At 65.2% G+C, this 20,024-nt stretch carries 20 protein-coding genes; 12 read left to right on the plus strand and 8 right to left on the minus strand.

What is annotated here, in order from left to right:
• Entirely contained in the window at nt 1-276 is a 276-nt protein-coding gene (locus MTX35_RS11320; protein ID WP_243595030.1) for a helix-turn-helix domain-containing protein, read from the plus strand.
• A gap of 120 nt (nt 277-396) precedes the next feature.
• Here the strand turns inward: MTX35_RS11320 and MTX35_RS11325 are convergent, their stop codons facing one another.
• Together MTX35_RS11325 and MTX35_RS11330 are read right to left on the minus strand one after the other, a co-directional pair.
• Nucleotides 397-813 (minus strand): cytochrome c oxidase subunit 4, encoded by a 417-nt coding sequence (locus tag MTX35_RS11325; protein ID WP_243595031.1) that lies wholly within the window; start codon nt 811-813, stop codon nt 397-399.
• Nucleotides 814-831: 18 nt separating this feature from the next.
• Nucleotides 832-1,914 (minus strand): cytochrome c oxidase subunit II, encoded by a 1,083-nt coding sequence (locus MTX35_RS11330; protein WP_243595109.1) that lies wholly within the window; start codon nt 1,912-1,914, stop codon nt 832-834.
• 221 nt (nt 1,915-2,135) lie between these two features.
• Between MTX35_RS11330 and asnB the strand changes: the two genes are divergently transcribed.
• Complete coding sequence (gene asnB, locus MTX35_RS11335) at nt 2,136-4,064, plus strand: asparagine synthase (glutamine-hydrolyzing) (RefSeq protein ID WP_243595032.1); 1,929 nt, start codon at nt 2,136-2,138, stop codon at nt 4,062-4,064.
• 63 nt (nt 4,065-4,127) lie between these two features.
• Here the strand turns inward: asnB and MTX35_RS11340 are convergent, their stop codons facing one another.
• The 3 genes from MTX35_RS11340 to MTX35_RS11350 form a co-directional block, all read right to left on the minus strand.
• Nucleotides 4,128-5,102 carry a carbohydrate kinase family protein gene (locus MTX35_RS11340; RefSeq protein WP_243595033.1) on the minus strand — a complete coding sequence of 325 codons (975 nt, stop codon included), beginning with the start codon at nt 5,100-5,102 and terminating at the stop codon, nt 4,128-4,130.
• A 104-nt stretch (nt 5,103-5,206) separates the two neighbouring features.
• Complete coding sequence (locus MTX35_RS11345; protein ID WP_068052114.1) at nt 5,207-5,572, minus strand: iron-sulfur cluster assembly accessory protein; 366 nt, start codon at nt 5,570-5,572, stop codon at nt 5,207-5,209.
• Nucleotides 5,573-5,629: 57 nt separating this feature from the next.
• Nucleotides 5,630-6,709 carry a glycerate kinase gene (locus MTX35_RS11350; protein WP_243595034.1) on the minus strand — a complete coding sequence of 360 codons (1,080 nt, stop codon included), beginning with the start codon at nt 6,707-6,709 and terminating at the stop codon, nt 5,630-5,632.
• A gap of 101 nt (nt 6,710-6,810) precedes the next feature.
• Here MTX35_RS11350 and MTX35_RS11355 point away from each other — a divergent pair, with 101 nt between their 5' ends.
• The 4 genes from MTX35_RS11355 to MTX35_RS11370 are packed head-to-tail and all read left to right on the plus strand — an operon-like array spanning nt 6,811 to nt 9,906.
• Nucleotides 6,811-7,470, plus strand: a complete 660-nt coding sequence (locus tag MTX35_RS11355) for a DUF3043 domain-containing protein (protein ID WP_243595035.1) — start codon at nt 6,811-6,813, stop codon at nt 7,468-7,470.
• A gap of 5 nt (nt 7,471-7,475) precedes the next feature.
• Nucleotides 7,476-8,045: a bifunctional adenosylcobinamide kinase/adenosylcobinamide-phosphate guanylyltransferase gene (gene cobU, locus MTX35_RS11360; protein ID WP_243595036.1), complete on the plus strand. Its 570-nt coding sequence runs from the start codon at nt 7,476-7,478 to the stop codon at nt 8,043-8,045.
• Nucleotides 8,042-9,142, plus strand: a complete 1,101-nt coding sequence (gene cobT, locus MTX35_RS11365) for a nicotinate-nucleotide--dimethylbenzimidazole phosphoribosyltransferase (RefSeq protein WP_341441108.1) — start codon at nt 8,042-8,044, stop codon at nt 9,140-9,142. The genes cobU and cobT overlap by 4 nt, the downstream gene beginning before the upstream one ends.
• A gap of 2 nt (nt 9,143-9,144) precedes the next feature.
• The gene (locus tag MTX35_RS11370) at nt 9,145-9,906 is read left to right on the plus strand and encodes an adenosylcobinamide-GDP ribazoletransferase (RefSeq protein WP_243595037.1); all 762 of its coding nucleotides are present in this window, start codon (nt 9,145-9,147) and stop codon (nt 9,904-9,906) included.
• On the opposite strand, the gene MTX35_RS11375 is transcribed toward MTX35_RS11370, so the two are convergent.
• The gene (locus MTX35_RS11375; protein ID WP_243595038.1) at nt 9,903-11,006 is read right to left on the minus strand and encodes a branched-chain amino acid aminotransferase; all 1,104 of its coding nucleotides are present in this window, start codon (nt 11,004-11,006) and stop codon (nt 9,903-9,905) included. The two genes, MTX35_RS11370 and MTX35_RS11375, sit on opposite strands and share 4 nt — an antisense overlap.
• A gap of 41 nt (nt 11,007-11,047) precedes the next feature.
• Entirely contained in the window at nt 11,048-12,148 is a 1,101-nt protein-coding gene (gene gcvT, locus MTX35_RS11380; RefSeq protein WP_243595039.1) for a glycine cleavage system aminomethyltransferase GcvT, read from the minus strand.
• A 117-nt stretch (nt 12,149-12,265) separates the two neighbouring features.
• Here gcvT and MTX35_RS11385 point away from each other — a divergent pair, with 117 nt between their 5' ends.
• On the plus strand, nt 12,266-13,789 hold the full coding sequence (locus tag MTX35_RS11385) for a leucyl aminopeptidase (protein WP_243595040.1): 1,524 nt from the start codon (nt 12,266-12,268) through the stop codon (nt 13,787-13,789).
• A gap of 49 nt (nt 13,790-13,838) precedes the next feature.
• On the opposite strand, the gene MTX35_RS11390 is transcribed toward MTX35_RS11385, so the two are convergent.
• A complete protein-coding gene (locus MTX35_RS11390; RefSeq protein WP_243595041.1) occupies nt 13,839-14,180 on the minus strand; it encodes an oxidoreductase in 342 nt (113 codons plus the stop codon).
• A gap of 378 nt (nt 14,181-14,558) precedes the next feature.
• On the opposite strand from MTX35_RS11390, the gene sucB reads away from it, so the two are divergent.
• From sucB to MTX35_RS11415, 5 genes are all read left to right on the plus strand, one after another.
• A complete protein-coding gene (gene sucB, locus MTX35_RS11395) occupies nt 14,559-16,337 on the plus strand; it encodes a 2-oxoglutarate dehydrogenase, E2 component, dihydrolipoamide succinyltransferase (RefSeq protein WP_243595042.1) in 1,779 nt (592 codons plus the stop codon).
• 149 nt (nt 16,338-16,486) lie between these two features.
• Nucleotides 16,487-17,377: a TIGR01777 family oxidoreductase gene (locus MTX35_RS11400; RefSeq protein ID WP_243595043.1), complete on the plus strand. Its 891-nt coding sequence runs from the start codon at nt 16,487-16,489 to the stop codon at nt 17,375-17,377.
• Between the two features lie 21 nt (nt 17,378-17,398).
• Complete coding sequence (lipB, locus tag MTX35_RS11405) at nt 17,399-18,178, plus strand: lipoyl(octanoyl) transferase LipB (RefSeq protein ID WP_243595044.1); 780 nt, start codon at nt 17,399-17,401, stop codon at nt 18,176-18,178.
• Nucleotides 18,179-18,188: 10 nt separating this feature from the next.
• Nucleotides 18,189-19,202, plus strand: coding sequence for a lipoyl synthase (gene lipA, locus MTX35_RS11410; RefSeq protein WP_176459221.1), 1,014 nt, complete (start codon nt 18,189-18,191; stop codon nt 19,200-19,202).
• 62 nt (nt 19,203-19,264) lie between these two features.
• Nucleotides 19,265-20,020 carry a DUF4191 domain-containing protein gene (locus MTX35_RS11415; RefSeq protein WP_243595045.1) on the plus strand — a complete coding sequence of 252 codons (756 nt, stop codon included), beginning with the start codon at nt 19,265-19,267 and terminating at the stop codon, nt 20,018-20,020.
• The last annotated feature ends 4 nt before the right edge of the window (nt 20,021-20,024 follow it).

Genomic DNA, 20,024 nt, shown 5'->3' on the forward strand with positions numbered 1-20,024 from the left:
ATGGTCCGCATTCCCCTCAGCCCCGGCGAACTCGCCCGCGGCGCCAGGCTCGGCACCGCCCTCCGTCAGGCCCGTGGCGGCCGAACCATGACCGACGTAGCCGGTGCAGCCGGCATCTCGGTGGAGACCCTGCGGAAGATCGAGACCGGCCGCATCCCGACTCCGGCGTTCTTCACCGTTGCTGCTCTGTGCGGTGCGTTGAACGTCTCGCTCGACTCGCTTGCCGACTCGACCTGCACTCCCGTCCGCCCACGTACCGAGGCCGACGCCTCCTGACACATCCCCCTGAGGGTGCCGTATTTCGGCTCTATCCTCGTGCCCATACAAGAAGATCCGAAAAGGGCCCTGGTCGTTCGTGAGAACGACCAGGGCCCTTTTCGGGTGAAGCTGGTGATGTCAGTGCTTCTCGGCACCCACGTGGTACTCGAAGACCAGGCCTGCAGCAGACGCGATGACGCAGACGACGCCGAGGGCGATCAACCACGGTTGGAAGAACGCGAAACCGAGAGCAGTGATGGATGCAGCACCTGCGAGCACGATCGGCCAGAAGCTCCCGGGGCTGAAGAAGCCCAGATCGCCTGCACCGTCGCTCACCTCTGCATCGTCGAAGTCCTCGGGACGGGTATCGAGGCGGCGCGCGACGAAGCGGAAGTAGGTACCGACGATGAGCGTGAGACCCACCGACAGGAAGATCGCGGTGACTCCGGCCCACTCCACACCGGTACGGCTGAGGCCCGTGAACAACGCGTACACGATGCCGACCAGCAGAAAGAAGACCGTGAGGATCTCGAAGATCTTGGCTTCGATTTTCATATCAGCATGCTTCCTTGGTCAGTTGCCTTCGGCGACAGTGGCGGCGGTACGGACGGTGCGGTCGGTCTCGAACGGCGAGGTGCTCGTTGCGATGGGGCTTTCGCCGATGGCCTCGAGCGCCTGTGCGTTGGTCAGCGCTTCTCCGCCCTCGGACGTGGGCTTGCGCAGTTCGATGTACTGCTCGAACCGCTCCGGAGAGACAGCGCGAACCTCGAAGTTCATCATCGAGTGGAAGGTGCCGCACATTTCGGTGCACCGCCCGACGAAAGAGCCCTCACGTTCGATCTCGCTGATCTGGAAGACGTTGTCGGAGTGGTTCTCCTCGGGGTTCGGGAGAACGTCACGCTTGAACAGGAACTCCGGAACCCAGAACCCGTGAATGACGTCCGAGGACGCGAGCACGAATTCGATGCGCTTGCCGGTCGGCAGAACCAGCACCGGGATCTCGTCGCTGGACCCGACCGTTTCGATCTTGTTGTAGTGCAGGTACGACAGATCCTGCGTGGATGCTCCGTTGATCGGCCCTGGAACGAACTCGCCGTCCTCGCTGCCCTCGGCACCTTCGCCCGGCGTCGCGGCAGCCTCGGCGGCAGCCTGCTCTTCCTCGTCGGTGCCCTCGTACTTGGCGGCACCGTCCTTGAGGTCGATGGTCCGGTATCCGAACTTCCAGTTCCACTGGTACGCCGTGACATCGACCTGAACGTCCGGATCGGCCTGCTTCTCGTCCACGTAGTTCTGAACCACCACGGTGAAGTAGAAGAGAACGGCGATGATCACGAACGGGACCGCTGTGTAGAACAGCTCCAGTGGAACGTTGTATGCCGTCTGGCGGGGGAACTCCGGTGAGCTCTTCTTCTTACGGTGGAACAACACCACCCAGAAGATCAGAACCCACACGATGATGCCCATGACCAGGGCAGCAATGACCGACCACGTCCACAGATCGCCGATGCGTCGCCCCTGAGGGGTGACGCCCGAGGCGAAGCCGAAATTGAGTACGTTGTCGCTGCTGATGGAACAGCCCGACAGCATCAACGCGGCTACACCGAGAAATGCTGTCAGCCCCGCTCGACGAAGGATCCGACTCTGCGCCACGTTCACGCCTTCCTGATTGCCCACCACTGAAGAATAAGGGCTTCCACATGGAGATGCCCGAGTACTACGCAGCGTAGACCAAAGCCGGCGGCGAACCACTCTCGGGTCGTTACCGACGACCCAGCGTGTCTGCGGCATACTCGGATCCTGATCCACGGTCCCGCTGACGACCTCGCGGAGACCCATCCCTGCATTGTCCCCAACTGCGAGAAGAGGTAGCAGACGCTGTGTGTGGACTGCTCGGAGTACTGACATCTCACGGAACGACCGCCGCCGGTGTCGAACTGGTGAGTTCGGCGACCCATTGCATGCGACACCGCGGGCCGGACGAGCCCGGTGGCACCTGGCACGACGACGATGTCGTCTACGGGTTCAACAGGTTGTCCTTCATCGACATCGAGCACTCCCATCAGCCGATGCGATGGGGTCCGCCCGAGTCACCGAACCGGTACGCGCTCGTGTTCAACGGAGAGATCTACAACTACCTGGAACTGCGGGCCGAACTGGCCCGCGACCACGGTGCGGAATTCGTCACCGAGGGTGACAGCGAATCGATCGTCGCAGCGTTCCACTACTGGGGTGCCGCCGCAGTGCAGCGGCTGAGGGGCATGTTCGCGTTCGCCGTCTGGGACACCGAGACCCGCGAGATGTTCATCGCCCGGGATCCGTTCGGCATCAAACCGCTGTTTCTCGCCACCGGGCCGGGAGGCACGGCCTTCGGCAGCGAGAAGAAGAGCGTGCTCGAACTGTTGGACACGGTCGGCGTCGGCACCGATCTCGATCCGCGCGCCATCGAGCACTACACCGTGCTGCAGTACGTCCCCGAGCCCGAGACCCTGCACGCCGGCGTTCGGCGGCTCGAATCGGGCTGCTACGCCACCCTCTCCCCCGGTACGCCGCCGAAGGTCACTCGCTACTTCACGCCGAAGTTTCCGGTTCAGCCCTTCGCACCCGGCAGCGAGAAGGCTCGGTACCAGGAAATCGCCGAGGCCCTGGAGGACTCGGTGGCCAAGCACATGCGCGCCGACGTCACCGTCGGCTCGTTCCTCTCGGGCGGCATCGACTCGACGGCGATTGCGGCCCTGGCAATCCGCCACAATCCCGACCTGATCACGTTCACCACAGGATTCGAGCGCGATGGCTACTCCGAGGTCGATGTCGCAGCGGAGTCGGCGGCCGCCATCGGTGCCCGCCACATCGTGAAGGTCGTCGGACCGGAGGAGTTCGCGGCGTCCATTCCCGAAATCGTCTGGTACCTCGACGACCCGGTCGCCGACCCAGCGCTCGTACCGTTGTACTTCGTCGCCAAGGAAGCCCGCAAGCATGTGAAGGTCGTGCTCTCCGGTGAAGGTGCAGACGAGTTGTTCGGCGGCTACACCATCTACCGCGAACCACTGTCGTTGAAGCCGTTCGAGTCGCTTCCTGCCTTCCTGCGACGCGCAGCGGGCTCGCTGAGCGAGCGGATCCCGGAAGGCACTCGCGGAAAGAGCCTGCTCAACCGAGGCTCCATGACCCTCGAAGAGCGGTACTACGGCAACGCTCGTAGTTTCAACGATGCGCAGTTGCGATCGGTGTTGCGCGAATTCAGATCCGAGTGGACGCACCAGGACGTGACCGCTCCGATCTACGCGCAATCGCAGGGCTGGGATCCGGTGGCTCGCATGCAACATCTGGATCTGTTCACGTGGCTACGCGGCGACATTCTGGTCAAGGCCGACAAGATCACCATGGCGAACTCGCTCGAGCTCCGAGTTCCGTTCCTCGATTCCGAGGTCTACAAGGTCGCCGAGAAGCTGCCGCTCGAGCAGAAGATCACCAAGACCACCACCAAGTACGCACTGCGGCAGGCGCTCGAGGGAATCGTTCCCGGTCATGTGCTGCACCGCGCCAAGTTGGGATTCCCGGTGCCGCTGCGCCATTGGCTGCGCGGACCGGAACTCTTCGACTGGGCGCATCAGCAGATCGCCGAATCGCAGACCGATCATCTGCTGAACAAGGCCGCCATCGTCGCGATGCTCGACGATCACCGCGCCGGCAAGTCCGATCACAGCCGTCGGCTGTGGACACTGCTCATCTTCATGGTGTGGCACGGCATCTTCGTCGAGAAGCGCATCGTGCCGCAGATCGCCGAACCGGAGTACCCGGTCAACATCTGATTGCCGCAGATCCGATGATCGCGGCCTCGCCGCCCCTGTTTCGTCGGGGCGGCGAGAACAGCGTCAGGCCGGCAGCAGTGCGCCGATCTCCTCGCCCGCCTCGGCACCGTACGCGGCGGTCAGACGCTTGATCGCGTCGTCGCGGTTGAGTTCCCATTCCTGAGTGCCGGTGGTCTCGAGCACCAGCACGGCCACCAGCGAACCGAGTTGCGCTGCACGTTCGATGCTGGCTCCGCCCATGTGCGCAGTGAGAAAACCGGCCCGGAAGCCGTCGCCGACACCGGTCGGGTCGACCTTGCTCGTCTCGGGTACGACACCGATGTGAGTGTGTTCGCCGCCTTTGGCGACGATGTCGACGCCGCGCTTACCCAGCGTCGTGACACGCAGATCCACCTTGGCGGCGATGTCTGCGTCGGACATGCCCGTCTTCTGCTTGAGGAGCGCCCACTCGTACTCGTTGGTGAACAGGTACGCGGCACCGTCGATCAAGTCGGTTGCCTGCGCGGCGTCGAGCCGGGCGAGCTGCTGTGACGGGTCGGCCGCGAACGGGATGCCGGCAGCGCGACACTGTGCCGTGTGCGCGGTCATGGCGTCGGGGTCGTTGGCACCGATGAGAACCAGGTCCATCTTGTGCTCCGCCGCCAGTGCCTCGATGGAAATATCACGGGCCTCGCTCATCGCCCCGGGGTAGAACGACGCGATCTGCGCCATGTCCTCGTCCGTGGTGCAGACGAAGCGGGCGGTGTGCGCGGTGGCGGAGACGCTCACGCCACTGCAGTCCACTCCGTGCTCTTCGAGCCAGGTTCGGTATTCGGCGAAGTCCGGTCCCACAGCTCCGACGAGCAGTGGCGCACCGCCGAGAACTCCCAGTGCGTATGCAATGTTTCCGCCGACGCCGCCCTTGCGGATGACCAGATCGTCCACCAGAAAGCTCAGCGATATGTTCGAGAGCTGATCGGCGACGATCTGCTCGGCGAACCGTCCGGAGAATCGCATCAAATGGTCGGTCGCTATCGAGCCGGATACCGCGAGAGTCACGAAGGAGGGCCTTTCGGTTGGTAAATGCTGGGGAAGTGACAGGCAGACACAACTGTGACCGATACACGCTTGCGTGTATCGGTCACAGTCGAATACGAGTCAGCTCAGTTGAACGAGTCGCCGCACGCGCACGATCCCGTGGCGTTCGGGTTGTCGATCGTGAAGCCCTGCTTCTCGATCGTGTCCACGAAGTCGATGGATGCACCCTCCACGTACGGAGCGCTCATCCGGTCCACTGCGAGGGTGACGCCGTTGAAGTCGACCGCGAGGTCGCCGTCGAGGCTTCGGTCGTCGAAGAAGAGCTGGTAGCGCAGTCCTGCGCAACCACCCGGCTGGACGGCGATACGCAGAGCGAGGTCGTCGCGGCCTTCTTGATCCAGCAACGCCTTGGCCTTGGTCGATGCGGTCTCCGTCATGGTGACCTTGTGCGCCGTGGTTTCGGTCGTTGCGGTCTCATTCGAAACGGTCATGGGTTCTCCCTATCAGTCGTACAACCCGTGAATTACTCAACCGTACTCCCGGTAGCTCTATTCCTCACGCTCGCCGCCTCGGTCGACCGCAGTTTCGGCAACGTCGGCCGCGACGCGCGCGGCCAGCTGTTCGAGCTGATTCGCCGCGTCGGACATCGCCAGCTCCACCGATCCCGCGAACTCGGTGATGGAGTGCGCTGCCGAGATACCCGCCGAGTCCAACTCGTCAGCGGACAACGTGACCTGGCCTGCCAGAACGATCGTCTCGATGCCCGTTGCCCCTCCCGCGGCAGCAATTCTGGTCACCAGCTTCCCCCGCAGCGACTGCGAGTCGAATTTTCCCTCGCCGGTCAGCACCAGGTCGACGGAGTTCAGCAGTTCCTGCTGCCCGGTTCGTTCGGCCACCACGACGGCACCGGGGAGTTGCCTGCCACCGAGAGCGAACAGAGCCGCACCGAGACCACCCGCCGCTCCGGCACCGGACAGTTCTGCCACTTCGTGGCCGGCGGCAGCGAGCACTGCGGCCCAATCGGTGTTCAACTCCTCCAGCCGAGCGACGGTGTCTGCGTCGGCACCTTTCTGGGGGCCGAACACTCGTGCTGCACCGGCGTCGCCCAGCAGCGGGTTCTCCACGTCCGAGGCGGCAACGAGGTCGATGTCCGACAACCTCGCGACTGCCGATCCGAGACCGCCCAGCGCACGGATCATCGCGCGCCCGCCGTCGGTGCAGCTGCTTCCGCCGAGTCCGACGAACACCGTTCGAGCCCCGGCGTCCAGGGCGGCGTCGAGTAGCTGACCGACGCCGTAGCTGCTCGCCTTCAGCGCAGAGAGCGCGGTGGGCGGGCCGTCGAGCAAATGCAGTCCACACGCCTGAGCCGATTCGATGTATGCCGCCGTACCGTCGAGCAGCCAGCGGGCTCGGACCGGGTTGCCGAGGGGCCCGTCCACGTCCGCGAACCGAACGGTCCCGATACGCGAGGCCAAGACCTCGACGAAGCCCGGGCCGCCGTCGGATTGGGGCGCGAGCTCGAGTTCGTCGGTCTCACGAACCGAGGCCCATCCCTTGGCGATGGCCTCGGCCGCGCCTGCGGCAGTCAGGGTGTCTCCGAACGAATCCGGCGCAATCATCACTCGCATCGTCGGAAGTCTAGGGCTGCAGCGCCGGGACTTCCATCCGCTGTTTCGCCGCTGACCTGGCCGGTGTTCGATACCGAGGAGCCATCCCATACTCTAAGTGCGTGAAGCTGCTACGCCGTGGAAACTCTGACAATTCGGACGGAAACGACTCGAACGAATCCGAGTCGACGACGGCCGGGAGCGACGCGACCCCTTCGGTGTCTCTCGGCAAGGGCCGGCCGACCCCCAAGCGCCGTGACGCCGAGTCGCGGCGTCGTGGGCCGGTTGCGCCTGCTCCCCTGACGAGCAAAGAGGCACGCGAGCGTCGCAAGGCGAACAAGGGCAGCAAGGAAGAGCGCAAGGCCGCCTCCAACGAGCGACGCGCCGCCGCAGCCGAGCGACGCTCACGCATGCTCGCGGGCGACGACAAGTACCTACTCCCCCGCGACAAGGGTCCGGTTCGCGCATACGTGCGCGACATCGTCGACGCGCGACGCAATCTCGTGGGCCTGTTCATGCCGCTCGCCTTGATCCTGATCTTCGCGTTGTTCCTGCAGCCTCAGGTGCAGCAATACGTCACGCTCGGCATGTTCGTGATGATGCTCTTCATGGTCGGTGAAGGCATCTACCTCGGCAAGATGATCAACAACAAGATCCGGGTGCGGTTCCCCGAGACCACCGACGGCGGTTTCAAGATCGGGTGGTACGCCTTCGTTCGCGCGTCCCAGATCCGCAAGATGCGCGCTCCCAAGCCGCGAGTCAGCGCCGGCGAGGCCGTCTGACGTCTGTGGACGTACCGACTCGAACCCTCGTGCTCGGTGGAGCCAGATCCGGCAAGTCCGGGCACGCGGAATCGCTTGCCGTGCTCGAGCCGGTTCGCTATGTCGCCACCGGCAGGCGCGACGCCACCGACGAGGATTGGCAGTGCCGTATCGAGCGGCATCGCGCGTCGAGACCGCAACAGTGGTCCACCGTCGAAACCGTCGCATCCCTGTCGGATGTCGTCTCGCAGCCGTGGAACGGCACCACCCTCGTCGACGATCTCGGAGCGTGGCTGACGGGAATGCTGGACGACGCGGCAGCATGGGGGCTACCCCGTGGCACCATCACACCGGCCGTCGACGCTCTGGTCGATGCTGTCGCCGAGTCCACCTCCGCCCTTGTACTCGTCAGCCCCGAAGTAGGACTGTCAGTGGTGCCCGAATCCCGTTCCGGTCGCCTCTTCCGCGACGAGCTGGGACTGCTCAATTCTCGGCTCGCGGCAGTGTGTGACAGGGTTCTGCTGGTCGTCGCAGGGCTCGCGCTGCCCCTCAAGGAACCACCGGCGGACTTCATCACCGCGAAAGGCACAGTGTGACAACTCCTTCGGAAGAAGAATCGGCGTCGTCGCCGTTTCGACCGGTGTCCGCTCCGTCCCACTCGGCTCGATCGGCCGCCGCGGACCGGCAACGGGAATTGACCAAACCGGCCGGAAGCCTCGGCCGCCTCGAGGCGCTCGGTGAGTGGATCGCGTCCTGCCAGGACGCCTGCCCGCCGCGGTCCTTCGAGCGAGTGCGGGTGGTCGTCTTCGCGGGCGATCACGGCGTCGCTGCGCACGGGGTCTCGGCCTATCCTCCCGAGGTGACGGCCCAGATGGTCGAGAACATCCGGGCCGGCGGCGCAGCGGTCAACGTGCTCGCGCACATCGCCGATGCCACGGTGCGGGTCGTCGATGTCGCGGTCGACGCCGATACCGATACGTCGGTGTCCGCGTTCAAGATTCGACGGTCCAGCGGGTCCATCGACCGCGAGGATGCACTCACCGAGGACGAGGTTCGGGCCGCGATCGCTGCCGGAGCCGCCATCGCCGACGAAGAAGTGGACGCCGGCGCGGATCTTCTCATCGCCGGCGACATGGGCATCGGAAACACCACTCCTGCAACGGTATTGATCGCCACCCTGACCGACACCGAACCGGTTGCCGCCGTCGGTCGCGGCACTGGAATCGACGATGCCGGGTGGATCAGGAAGACCGCAGCCATCCGGGATGCCATGCGTAGAGCACGGCCGGTCGCCAAGAACCCCACCGACCTGTTGCGAGTTGCCGGCGGTGCCGACATCGCCGCACTTGCCGGCTTTCTCGCCCAGGCCGCGCATCGGCGAACACCGGTGATCCTCGACGGCCTCGTGGTGACAGCGGCCGCAGTGGTGGCCGAGGACGCCGCAGCCGGAGCACGGGACTGGTGGGTTGCCGGGCATCGATCGGCGGAGCCTGCCCATTCGCTTGCGTTGCGGCACTTGCGTCTCGAACCGATCGTGGAGTTGGAGATGCGTCTCGGAGAAGGCTCGGGTGCACTGGCAGCACTGCCTCTGGTTCGTGCGGGCGTCGGTACGTTGAATTCGATGGCCACCTTTGCCGACTCCGGTGTCAGTTCCGGCGACAGCGAGGCCCACAGCAGTATCGAAGACCACTGACGGTGCGCAGGCGAGCCGATGCACTGGTGCTCGCGTTCTCCTGGTTGACGGTGTTGCCCGTGCGCGGCCCCGACGAGGTCGACAGGCACTCCGCCGGCCGGGCGATAGCGTTGGCTCCGCTCGTCGGTCTTGCCCTCGGCGGCATCTGGGCGGCAGTCCTGTGGGTGTCGGTCACGGCGGGACTGTCGCCACTGCTCGGCGGCCTGCTCACCGTTGCTGCCGCGGCACTGCTGACTCGGGGCATGCATCTCGACGGCTTGGCCGACACCGCAGACGGATTGGGCTGTTACGGCCCACCCGAACGTGCGCGAGAAGTCATGAAGTCCGGCAGTGCGGGGCCGTTCGGAGTTGCGACCATCGCCCTGATCCTGGCGATTCAAGCCGCGAGTGTCGCCCAGCTCGCGGAGCAGCAACTGTGGTGGGCCATCGCTGCCCTGCCGGTGATCGGCCGAGTGTCGGTGGTGCTCGCGTGCCGCCGCGGAACCGACGCGTCGTCGCCGAACGGTTTCGGTGCGCTCGTCGCAGGCACGCAGTCGAACGTGGCTCCGGTGCTGTGGGTGGTTGTCGCAGTGGCGATCTCCGTGTTCGCACGGGGCGATCACCCGTGGCAGGGACCGCTGGTGGTCATTGCCGTCCTGGCGCTCGGAACAGTGGCCACTCGGCACTGTGTCCGACGCTTCGGTGGACTCTCCGGAGACGTGCTCGGAGCAGGAATCGAGACCACCACTGCCCTGGCCGCGATCGGCCTGCTTCTCGGGAGTTAGCGGAGCGTGGTCATCCAACCGTGGGTGTCGGCGAACGTGCCGCGCTGAATGCCGGTGAGCGTGTCACGCAGTGCGAGCGTGATCTCACCCGGCTCGCCGCCCGCGATCTCGAACGTTCCCTCGGTGGACTTGACGCTGCCCACCGGAGTGATGACGGCTGCTGTGCCACAGGCGAACACCTCGGTGATTTCGCCGGAGTCCGCACCCTTGCGCCATTCCTCGGTGGAGATCCGCCGCTCTTCGACGGGGATGCCCGCGTCCGTCGCCAGGGCCAGCAGCGAATCGCGGGTGATGCCGGGGAGAAGTGATCCGGACAGCGACGGCGTCACCAGGCGGGCATCGGAGCCCGAGCCGAAGACGAAGAACAGGTTCATCCCGCCCATTTCCTCGACGTAGCGGCGCTCGGTGGCGTCGAGCCACACCACCTGGTCGCATCCCTCGTCGCTGGCCTGCGCCTGCGCCAGCAGCGATGCAGCGTAGTTACCCGCGAACTTCGCGGCACCCGTGCCGCCCGGTGCCGCCCGGACGTATTCGGTGGACAGCCAGACGCTCACCGGCTTGACGCCTCGGGGGAAGTACGCGCCCGCGGGCGAGGCGATCAGCATGTAGCGGTACGAGTCGGCGGGGCGCACGCCGAGCCCGGCCTCGGTGGAGAACATGTACGGCCGGACATACAGAGCGTCTTCGCCGCCTGCTGCGGGGACCCAGTTGTGGTCGAGTTCGAGAAGCTTCTCGATCGATCCGATGAACAGCTCGTCCGGCAACTCCGGCATCGCCAGACGGCGGGCCGAGGAGCGGAAACGCTCGGCATTGGAGTGCACCCGAAAGGTCGAGAGGTCGCCGTTCGGCTGACGGTAGATCTTGAGGCCTTCGAAGATGGCCTGGCCGTAGTGCAGCACCATCGCGGCCGGGTCGAGTTCGATCGGCCCGTAGGGCGCGATCGTCGCATCGTGCCATCCGCCGTCACGGGTGTAGTCGATGTACACCATGTGATCGGTGAAGTGCTTTCCGAAACCGGGTGCAGCGAGTACAGCGTCGCGCTCCACTGGAGTGGCGGGAGAGGGATGCTGCACGTACGCGAACTCGGAAACACCTGTCATGCCGGAGATCCTATCGTCAAGGCCGTTGCGCTCTCGCGCGGTCACCTGGTCTTCGCTGCGACGAACGGCGGCGCGACAACTTCGCAGCGCAACGCACGCCCACGGACATCGACCTCGACCTCGGTGCCCACCTCCGGTGCGGCTCCCGCGTCGAGCAAAGCGAGAGCGATTCCGATCTTGAGCGACGGCGAGAAGGTGCCGGACGTCGTCGTGCCGATCTGCTGTCCCGAAGACCTGACGGCGAGGCCGGGACGAAGGACACCACGATCGAGTGCCTTCAGTCCGCGCAGCACTCGCGCCGGTCCGCTCGCCTTCTCGGCGGTCAGGGCCTCCTTGCCCCAGAACGCGTCCTTCTTCCACCCTATCGCCCAGCCGCAACGGGCCTCGAGGGGCGAGATGTCCAGTGCCAGTTCGTGTCCGTGCAGCGGGTACCCCATTTCGGTGCGCAGCGTGTCACGCGCGCCGAGCCCGCACACCTGCCCTCCGCGCGCTCTCACCGCAGCCAGGAGGGCACGGAAGAGCGGTTCCACATCTGCTGCCGCGGGAACGAGCTCGTACCCGTGTTCGCCGGTGTATCCGGTTCGGCACACGCGCACCGCTCTCGAATTCCACGTGGCGTCCTCGAACGCCATGTAGTCCATGTCGGTCGGCAGGCCCAGTTCCTGCAGCACCCCTGCCGATTGCGGCCCCTGCACCGCCAGCACTCCGAACTCGCGATGCTGGTTCACCACCGACACGCCCTCGGGTGCCTGCTCGGCCATCGCCGCGACGACGGCGGCGGTATTGGCTGCGTTCGGCACCAGAAAGACATCGTCGTCGGAGACGTAGTACGCGATCAGGTCGTCGACGACACCGCCGGTGTCCGTGCAGCACAGGGTGTACTGCGCCTTGCCGGGTTCGATTCGGTTCAGATCGTTGGTCAGTACGGAGTTCACGAACGCGGCCGCTCCGGGACCGGTGACCGACGCTTTACCGAGGTGTCCGACGTCGAAGAGTCCCACGGTCTCTCGTACCGCCGCGTGCTCGAGAACGACCCCGGCATAGGACACCGGCATGGTCCAGCCGCCGAAAGGTGCGAATGTCGCGCCCAATTCGGTGTGCGCGGCGTGAAGTGGTCCCTCGATCAGCTCGGTGTCCGTCATGGCGGTCACGCTAGCTCACTTCGTGGCGGTCACGGGCCCGGCAGACCGACTGCGTTCGCCGATCGTCCGTCACTAGGATCGAGGTACGTACACGTCAACCCCTACAGGAGCAGCCACGTGCCTTCCCCTTCGACGCCTTCCCGCACTCTCGGACCCGACCTGGTCCTGGCGGGCAAGCTCGGTAAGAAAGTCGACGTTCTCGTCGTCGCGCTGAGTACGAGTGACGACGGCCTCGAACTCGCCATCACCGACGACATTTCCGACGACGCCATCGCAGCAGCGCTACTCGACGCTTTCGAGTCCGTCGGAGCCACCGGCAAGGCCGACGAGCTGGTACGCATTCCCGCACCGTCGGGCCTGTCCGTGGACAGCGTGTTGGCCGTCGGACTCGGCAGCGCAGCCGACATCGACAGCGAGCGCATCCGCCAGTCGGCCGGAACTGCGGCTCGCGCACTGAAGGGCGTGGATACGGCCGCGACGACGTTGTCGGCACTCGACCTCGGCGCGGCCGCGGAGGGGTTCTTCCTCGGCGCGTATCAGTTCACCGAGTTCAAGTCCGCGCTGTCGGCACCGAAGGCCGACGGTCTTCCCCTCGGCCGCGTCGAGTTGCTCGTTCCCGACACTCGCTCCAAGGAAGCCAAGAACGAGCTGGCACGATCGGTCGCCATCGCCGAATCCGTGGCTGTGGCACGCGATTTCGTCAACACCCCGCCGAGCCACCTCTACCCGGAGGAGTTCGCCGCGCAGGCCAAGGCTCTGTGTACCGCGGCCGGCTTGAAGGTCGAGATCCTCGACGACAAGACTCTGGAGAAGGACGGCTACGGCGGCATCCACGGCGTCGGCAAGGGTTCTTCGCGGTTGCCGCGACTGGTTCGACTGACGCACTCGGGCGGTAAGCGGGGCGCGAAGAAGGTCGCCCTGGTCGGCAAGGGAATTACGTTCGACACCGGCGGCATCTCCATCAAACCCGCTGCGGGCATGGAGAACATGACCTCGGACATGGGCGGTGCGGCTGCCGTCATCGCGACGGTGATCCTGGCCGCGAAGGTCGGTCTGCCACTCGATGTCGTCGCGACGGTGCCGATGGCCGAGAACATGCCGTCGGGCACCGCGCAGCGTCCGGGCGATGTGCTGACCCAGTACAGCGGCATCACCGTCGAGGTCATCAACACCGATGCCGAGGGCCGCTTGGTGCTCGCCGACGCGATCGTGCGTGCCTGCGAGGACGATCCGGATTACCTCATCGACACCGCGACGCTCACCGGAGCTCAGGTCGTCGCGCTCGGCAACAGAACGCCGGGCGTGATGGGTACCGACAGCTTCCGCGACCGGGTCGCCGAGATCTCCCAGGCCATCGGCGAGAACGGGTGGGCCATGCCGCTGCCGAAGGAGATTCGACGCGAACTCGACTCCAAGGTGGCCGATCTGGCGAACGTCACCAACGGCCGGGCGGGCGGAATGCTGGCCGCAGCTCTGTTCCTGAAGGAGTTCGTCGCCGATGGCGTCGAATGGGCCCACATCGATGTCGCGGGCCCGGCCTACAACACCGGCGGCCCGTTCGGCTACACCGGCAAGGGCGGCACCGGAGTTCCCGTGCGGACCATGTTCGCGGTTCTCGAAGACATCGTCGAGAACGGCTGATCAGGACCGTCCGTGCGCGAGGAGCAACGTCCTCGCGCACGGACTTCGATCACACGTCGCGCTGCTGCTGTTCGCGCTTCTTGATTATCTTCTGGCGCGCGTCGTGATCGCGCATGCGCTGCGGGTAGCCGGTCTTGCGGACGTCATACACCGGGATCTTCAGGTCGGGTCCGATCTTTCGTGCATATTTTTCATCCAACGGCCGACGAGTCCATTCGCCGTCGTTCGCGATCAGCACGACGGTCAGCGGGGTGACCGTCGTCTTCGGCTCGACGTAGGCCTCGACACCGATTCGCGCGGCGCTCCAATCGGCCAGGTACTGGGCGACCGACCCCTCCGGGGCTCGTTTCGCGCCCCCGCCGCTTCGCTTGAGTCGATCGAACAATCCCACGAGAACATCCTTTTCGTACGGCCGATGGATCACCGGTTCTGGTGCCGGAATGTTGTTACCCGCCAGTTTGCCAGGCGTGTTGCACGCCCTAGGGGAACGGCGAGGCGATAACAATGGAAGGATGACATTAGAGGGTTCAGCTCTCTTGATAGTGAACCAAGGCTCGTGAAGTGAGTTAGTGAATTGCCGAGAGGGAGTGTCGACGTGGGCGCTGTATCGAGCGGAACCTGCTCGATCGGTGCCGTGTGCACCGGTGCCTCCGTCGAATCGAATCACGCAACTCTCGTCCATGAACCCTGTTCCGCCAGCACAATGGTCTGCGACCACAAGTCGTAAGAACTACATCACCCGCATACAACTGTCGAGGAGTCAACAGACATGGCCTTCTCCGTCCAGATGCCAGCTCTTGGTGAGAGCGTCACCGAGGGAACTGTCACGAGGTGGCTCAAACAAGAAGGCGACACCGTCGAAGTCGACGAGCCATTGCTCGAAGTCTCCACGGACAAGGTCGATACCGAGATCCCGTCGCCTGCTGCCGGTGTTCTCACCAAGATCGTCGCTCAGGAAGACGACACCGTCGAGATCGGTGGTGAGCTCGCCCAGATCGGTGACGCGGGCGAGGAATCCTCGTCCGACGCACCGTCCGAGGACGCCGCGCCCGCCGAGGAGTCGGCACCCGAGGAGGCTGCCGAGGAGCCCACTCCCGCGGCCGAGCCCGAGCCGCAGGCCGAGGAGGAGGCACCCGCAGCGAGTGCATCGTCCGACTCGTCCAGCTCGTCCGGATCCGGCACGCCGGTCACGATGCCCGAGCTGGGTGAGTCCGTCACCGAAGGCACAGTGACCCGGTGGCTCAAGGCCGTCGGCGACGAGGTCGCTGTCGACGAGCCGCTGCTCGAAGTGTCCACCGACAAGGTCGACACCGAGATCCCGTCTCCGGTCGCCGGAACTCTGCTAGAGATCTCCGCCGAGGAAGACGACACGGTCGCCGTCGGAGGCCAGCTCGCCGTCATCGGATCGGGATCGCCGGCCGAGAAGGCCCCCGAGGCCACGCCGGAGCCCGAGGCCCCGAAGGCCGAAGAGCCGAAGAAGGAAGAGCCGAAGAAGGAGGCTCCGAAGCAGGAAGCCCCCAAGGCCGAGCCGAAGCCCGAGCCCAAGCAGGAGGCTCCCAAGGCCGCTCCCGCCAAGGAATCGGCACCGTCGGGTGATTCCAGCCCGTACGTCACTCCCCTGGTGCGCAAGCTGGCGTCGGACAACGACGTCGACCTGTCGACGGTGAAGGGCACCGGCGTCGGTGGACGCATCCGCAAGCAGGATGTGCTCGCCGCAGCCGAGGCCAAGAAGGCTCCGGCCGCTCCGGCTGCCGATGCTGCGCCTGCCGCCGCATCGAAGCCCGCTGCCCCGGCCACCGCTGGTGTTCGCCCGGAGCTCGCGCACCTTCGCGGAACCACGCAGAAGATCAACCGGATTCGACAGATCACCGCGAAGAAGACGCGTGAGTCGCTGCAGACCTCTGCACAGCTCACGCAGACCTTCGAGGTCGACGTCACCAAGATCGCGGGCCTGCGCACCAAGGCGAAGGCGAAGTTCGCCGAGAGCGAGGGCGTCAACCTGACGTACCTGCCGTTCTTCGCGAAGGCCGTCGTCGAGGCTCTCAAGGCGCACCCCAACGTCAACGCGAGCATCAACGAGGACGCCAAGGAGATCACATACCACGCCGATGTCCACCTCGGTATCGCCGTGGACACCGAGCAGGGTCTGCTCTCCCCCGTCATCCACAATGCAGGCGATCTGTCGCTCGCCGGAATCGCTCGGGCGATCAACGACATCGCCACCCGTGCACGCTCGGGCGGACTCAAGCCCGACGAGCTGTCCGGTGGCACGTTCACGATCACCAACATCGGCAGCCAGGGCGCGCTGTTCGACACCCCGATCCTGGTTCCGCCGCAGGCGGCCATGCTGGGCACGGGTGCGATCGTCAAGCGTCCGGTCGTCGTCAAGGACGACTCGGGCAACGAGTCGATCGGTGTTCGCTCGATGTGCTACCTGCCGCTCACCTACGACCACCGCCTGGTGGACGGAGCCGACGCGGGACGCTTCCTCACGACGATCAAGCAGCGTCTCGAAGTAGCGTCGTTCGAGGCCGATCTCGGCCTGTAGGCAACCGGCGAATCGCGTCTCTCACGTATTCTCGTGAGAGCGCGAAACATTCGCATCGGAGTCTCGAAAAGAGGGGCACGAACCGTGCATCCGGGGCATCATTCGTTCGCGAATGATGCCCCGTTTGCGTCAAGGAGGCTTTCGTTCACATGCGCGTAGTCATTGCAGGTTCATCAGGTTTGATCGGCACAGCTCTGGTCGCAGCTCTGCGGGGCCGGAGCCACGACGTCACCCGTCTCGTTCGGCGCGCGCCGGCGGGTCCGGACGAATCCCAGTGGGATCCGTCGCGCGGGAGCATCGACACCGCCACGCTCGACGGTGCCGACGCCATCGTCAACCTCTGCGGCGTCGGTATCGGCGACAAGAGATGGTCCGGGGCCTACAAGCAGTTGGTACGAGACAGTCGCATCGCGCCGACCGAGGTGCTCGCGGCGGCTGCCGCCGACGCTGGAGTACCCACCTTGATCAATGCCAGCGGCGTCAACTTCTATGGCGACACCGGCGACCGAGTGGTCGACGAAAGCGCCCCCGTCGGTGAGGGATTTCTCGCCGAGGTCTGTCGAGACTGGGAGAACGCCACCTCGAGGGCGTCGGAAGCCGGTGTCCGAACGATACTTCTGCGCAGCGGTGTGGTGCTGTCGCAACGCGGCGGCATGCTGGGCAAGCTCCGTCCGCTGTACCTGTTCGCACTCGGCGGACGGTTGGGCAGCGGCCGTCAGTACTTCCCGTGGATCTCTCTGGAGGACGAGATCGGTGCCATCGTGCACGGCATCGAGAACGACTCACTGCGAGGGCCGGTGAACATGGTGGGCCCGACTCCCGTGACCAATGCGCAGTTCAACAGTGCGATGTCACGGGCAGTACATCGGCCTGCGCCGTGGGTGGTGCCCGGCTTCGCATTGAAAGCCGTGATCGGCGAGTTCGCCGAGGAGGCCATCCTGACCGGGCCCCGGGCAATTCCGAAGGCTCTCGAAGACGCGGGCTACACCTTCGAGCACAACACGATCGGGGAAGCACTGCGGGTGGCCGTCGGCTCATGACGCGGCGTACCGTTCCGACTCATGAGTGATGCGAACTCTCCGTCGGTCGCAGTGTCGGCACGAGCGAGCTCCGAGCCGGTCGTGGTGCGAGAGTTGGGCACCGTCGAGTACACCGAGGCCTGGGCACTACAGCGCGAGCTGGCCGGTGCCCGGGCGGACGGCGTCGGCTCCGACACGCTGCTGCTGCTCGAGCATCCGTCCGTCTACACCGCGGGGCGGCGTACCTCCGAGGAGGACATGCCGCGGGACGGTACCCCAGTCGTCGAGGTCGATCGTGGCGGCAAGATCACTTGGCACGGTCCGGGCCAATTGGTGGGCTACCCCATCGTCGAACTCGCGCACCCCATCGACGTCGTCAGGTACGTGCGCCGTATCGAAGAAGCGCTGATCTCGGTCGTGTCCGCCTACGGCATCGGCTGCGGGCGCGTCGACGGTAGATCCGGGGTGTGGCTCGCGGCGCAGATGCGAGACGGCGTGTGGCTGCCCGAACGCAAGATCGCTGCGATCGGGGTCCGTGTTCAGCGCGGAGTGACGCTGCACGGTTTCTCTCTGAACTGCAATGCGGCCATGACGGGGTTCGACGCCATCGTGCCGTGTGGCATCGCCGATGCCGGTGTGACGTCGCTGTCGCTGGAGCTGGGCCGAGACGTCTCGATCGGCGACGTCACCCCGGCGGTCACCCGCGCTGTGCTGGCCGCCTTGGACGGGTCGATGCCCGTGCAGGACCACGAGATCGAGCATCCGCCGGTCACGGAGGCGTCGATCAACCCGCAGTTCACGACGGTCCGCTTCGGCGCGTAGCATCGATCCTGTGACTGTGGCCCCAGAAGGACGCAAGCTGCTCCGCCTCGAGATCCGAAACGCGGAGACCCCCATCGAACGCAAACCCAACTGGATCAAGACCAAAGCCAAGATGGGCCCGGAGTACACCGAGCTCAAAGGTCTTGTGAAGCGCGAAGGTCTGCACACGGTGTGCGAGGAAGCCGGCTGCCCCAATATCTACGAATGCTGGGAAGATCGCGAAGCGACCTTCCTCATCGGCGGTGAGCAATGCACCCGCCGTTGCGATTTCTGCCAGATCGACACCGGCAAGCCGGAGGATCTCGATCGAGACGAGCCGCGCCGGGTGGCGGAGTCCGTGCAGGCCATGGGTCTGCGCTACTCCACGATCACCGGCGTCGCTCGGGACGATCTGGAGGACGGCGGCGCGTGGCTGTATGCCGAGACGGTTCGGTACATCAAGAAGCTGAATCCGAACACCGGCGTCGAGCTGCTCATCCCCGACTTCAACGCCAAGCCCGATCAATTGGCCGAGGTCTTCTCGTCGCGCCCCGAGGTGCTGGCTCACAATGTCGAGACGGTGCCGCGCATCTTCAAGCGCATCCGTCCGGCCTTCCGGTACCAGCGGTCGATGGACGTCATCACCGCGGCCCGCGACGACGGCCTGGTCACCAAGTCCAATCTGATCCTCGGCATGGGTGAAACCCCCGAAGAAGTTCAGGAAGCCATTCGCGACCTGCACGAGGCCGGGTGCGACATTCTGACCATCACCCAGTACCTGCGTCCGTCACCGCGCCACCACCCGGTGGAGCGTTGGGTCAAGCCGGAGGAGTTCGTCGAGCACTCCGATTACGCCACCGAGATCGGGTTCGCCGGTGTGCTGGCCGGACCGTTGGTCCGCTCCTCGTACCGCGCGGGTCGCCTGTACGCACAGGCCATGGCCCATCACGGACGAGAACTGCCCGAGAGCATGAGTCACCTCACCGATGGTGGCGAAGCTTCTCAGGAGGCCAGTTCGCTGATGGCACGTCTGGCGGCTCGCTGATCGTCGTCGGCCAACCCGGCGCGGTGCACGTGAGCGCCGGCACAGGACGTATCCTGTGAAGCATGGCGAACGGCAGTAAGGCTGGCAAAGCAGCGAAGCCCAGCAAGGAAGTAAAAGCAGCTGCCAAGGCGGCGCGCAAGCAGGCATCGAGGGAACGACGCAAGCAGCTCTGGCAGGCGTTTCAGATGCAGCGCAAGGACGACAAGGTTCTCCTTCCGCTGATGATCGGAGCGGTCGTCGGGCTGGGACTCGTCGGATTTCTGATCGGTCTCGCGTTCGGATTCCAGTGGTTCCTGCTCCCCATCGGCTTGCTTCTCGGTGTGCTCGTCGCCTTCATCATCTTCGGCCGCCGGGTACAGAAATCTGTGTACAAGAAGGCCGACGGCCAGGCCGGCGCAGCCGCCTGGGCGCTCGACAATCTGCAGGGCTCGTGGCGGGTGACCAATGCGATCGCCGGAACCACCCATCTCGACGCCGTGCATCGCGTCATCGGTAAGCCGGGTGTCATTCTCGTGGCCGAGGGTGCACCTCACCGCGTGAAGTCACTGCTGGCCCAGGAGAAGAAGAAGACCGCCCGCCTGGTGGGCGACACCCCGATCTACGACATCATCGTCGGAAACGAAGAGAACCAGATCCCGCTCTCGGGTCTGCAGAAATATCTTGCGAAGTTGCCGAAGAACATCGACGGCAAGCGCATGGACACCATCGAATCGCGGCTCTCCGCTCTGGGCACCAAGGGTGGCCCGGCCATGCCGAAGGGCCCCGTTCCCGGCGGAGCCAAGATGAAGGGCGTCCAGCGAACCATGAAGCGCCGCTAGCCAC

The sequence above is a fragment of the Rhodococcus sp. ARC_M12 genome (genome assembly GCF_022810385.1).
In the GTDB taxonomy this organism is placed as follows: Bacteria; Actinomycetota; Actinomycetes; order Mycobacteriales; family Mycobacteriaceae; genus Rhodococcoides; species Rhodococcoides navarretei.

Excerpts from the sequence above, each read along its gene's own strand:
- MTX35_RS11325 (WP_243595031.1), bottom strand. The coding sequence starts at position 813 with ATGAAAATCGAAGCCAAGATCTTCGAGATCCTCACGGTCTTCTTTCTG.
- gcvT (WP_243595039.1), bottom strand. The coding sequence starts at position 12,148 with ATGACGGACACCGAGCTGATCGAGGGACCACTTCACGCCGCGCACACC.
- sucB (WP_243595042.1), top strand. The coding sequence starts at position 14,559 with ATGGCCTTCTCCGTCCAGATGCCAGCTCTTGGTGAGAGCGTCACCGAG.
- lipB (WP_243595044.1), top strand. The coding sequence starts at position 17,399 with ATGAGTGATGCGAACTCTCCGTCGGTCGCAGTGTCGGCACGAGCGAGC.
- MTX35_RS11350 (WP_243595034.1), bottom strand. The coding sequence starts at position 6,709 with ATGCGAGTGATGATTGCGCCGGATTCGTTCGGAGACACCCTGACTGCC.
- MTX35_RS11400 (WP_243595043.1), top strand. The coding sequence starts at position 16,487 with ATGCGCGTAGTCATTGCAGGTTCATCAGGTTTGATCGGCACAGCTCTG.
- MTX35_RS11375 (WP_243595038.1), bottom strand. The coding sequence starts at position 11,006 with ATGACAGGTGTTTCCGAGTTCGCGTACGTGCAGCATCCCTCTCCCGCC.
- MTX35_RS11320 (WP_243595030.1), top strand. The coding sequence starts at position 1 with ATGGTCCGCATTCCCCTCAGCCCCGGCGAACTCGCCCGCGGCGCCAGG.
- MTX35_RS11415 (WP_243595045.1), top strand. The coding sequence starts at position 19,265 with ATGGCGAACGGCAGTAAGGCTGGCAAAGCAGCGAAGCCCAGCAAGGAA.
- MTX35_RS11345 (WP_068052114.1), bottom strand. The coding sequence starts at position 5,572 with ATGACCGTTTCGAATGAGACCGCAACGACCGAAACCACGGCGCACAAG.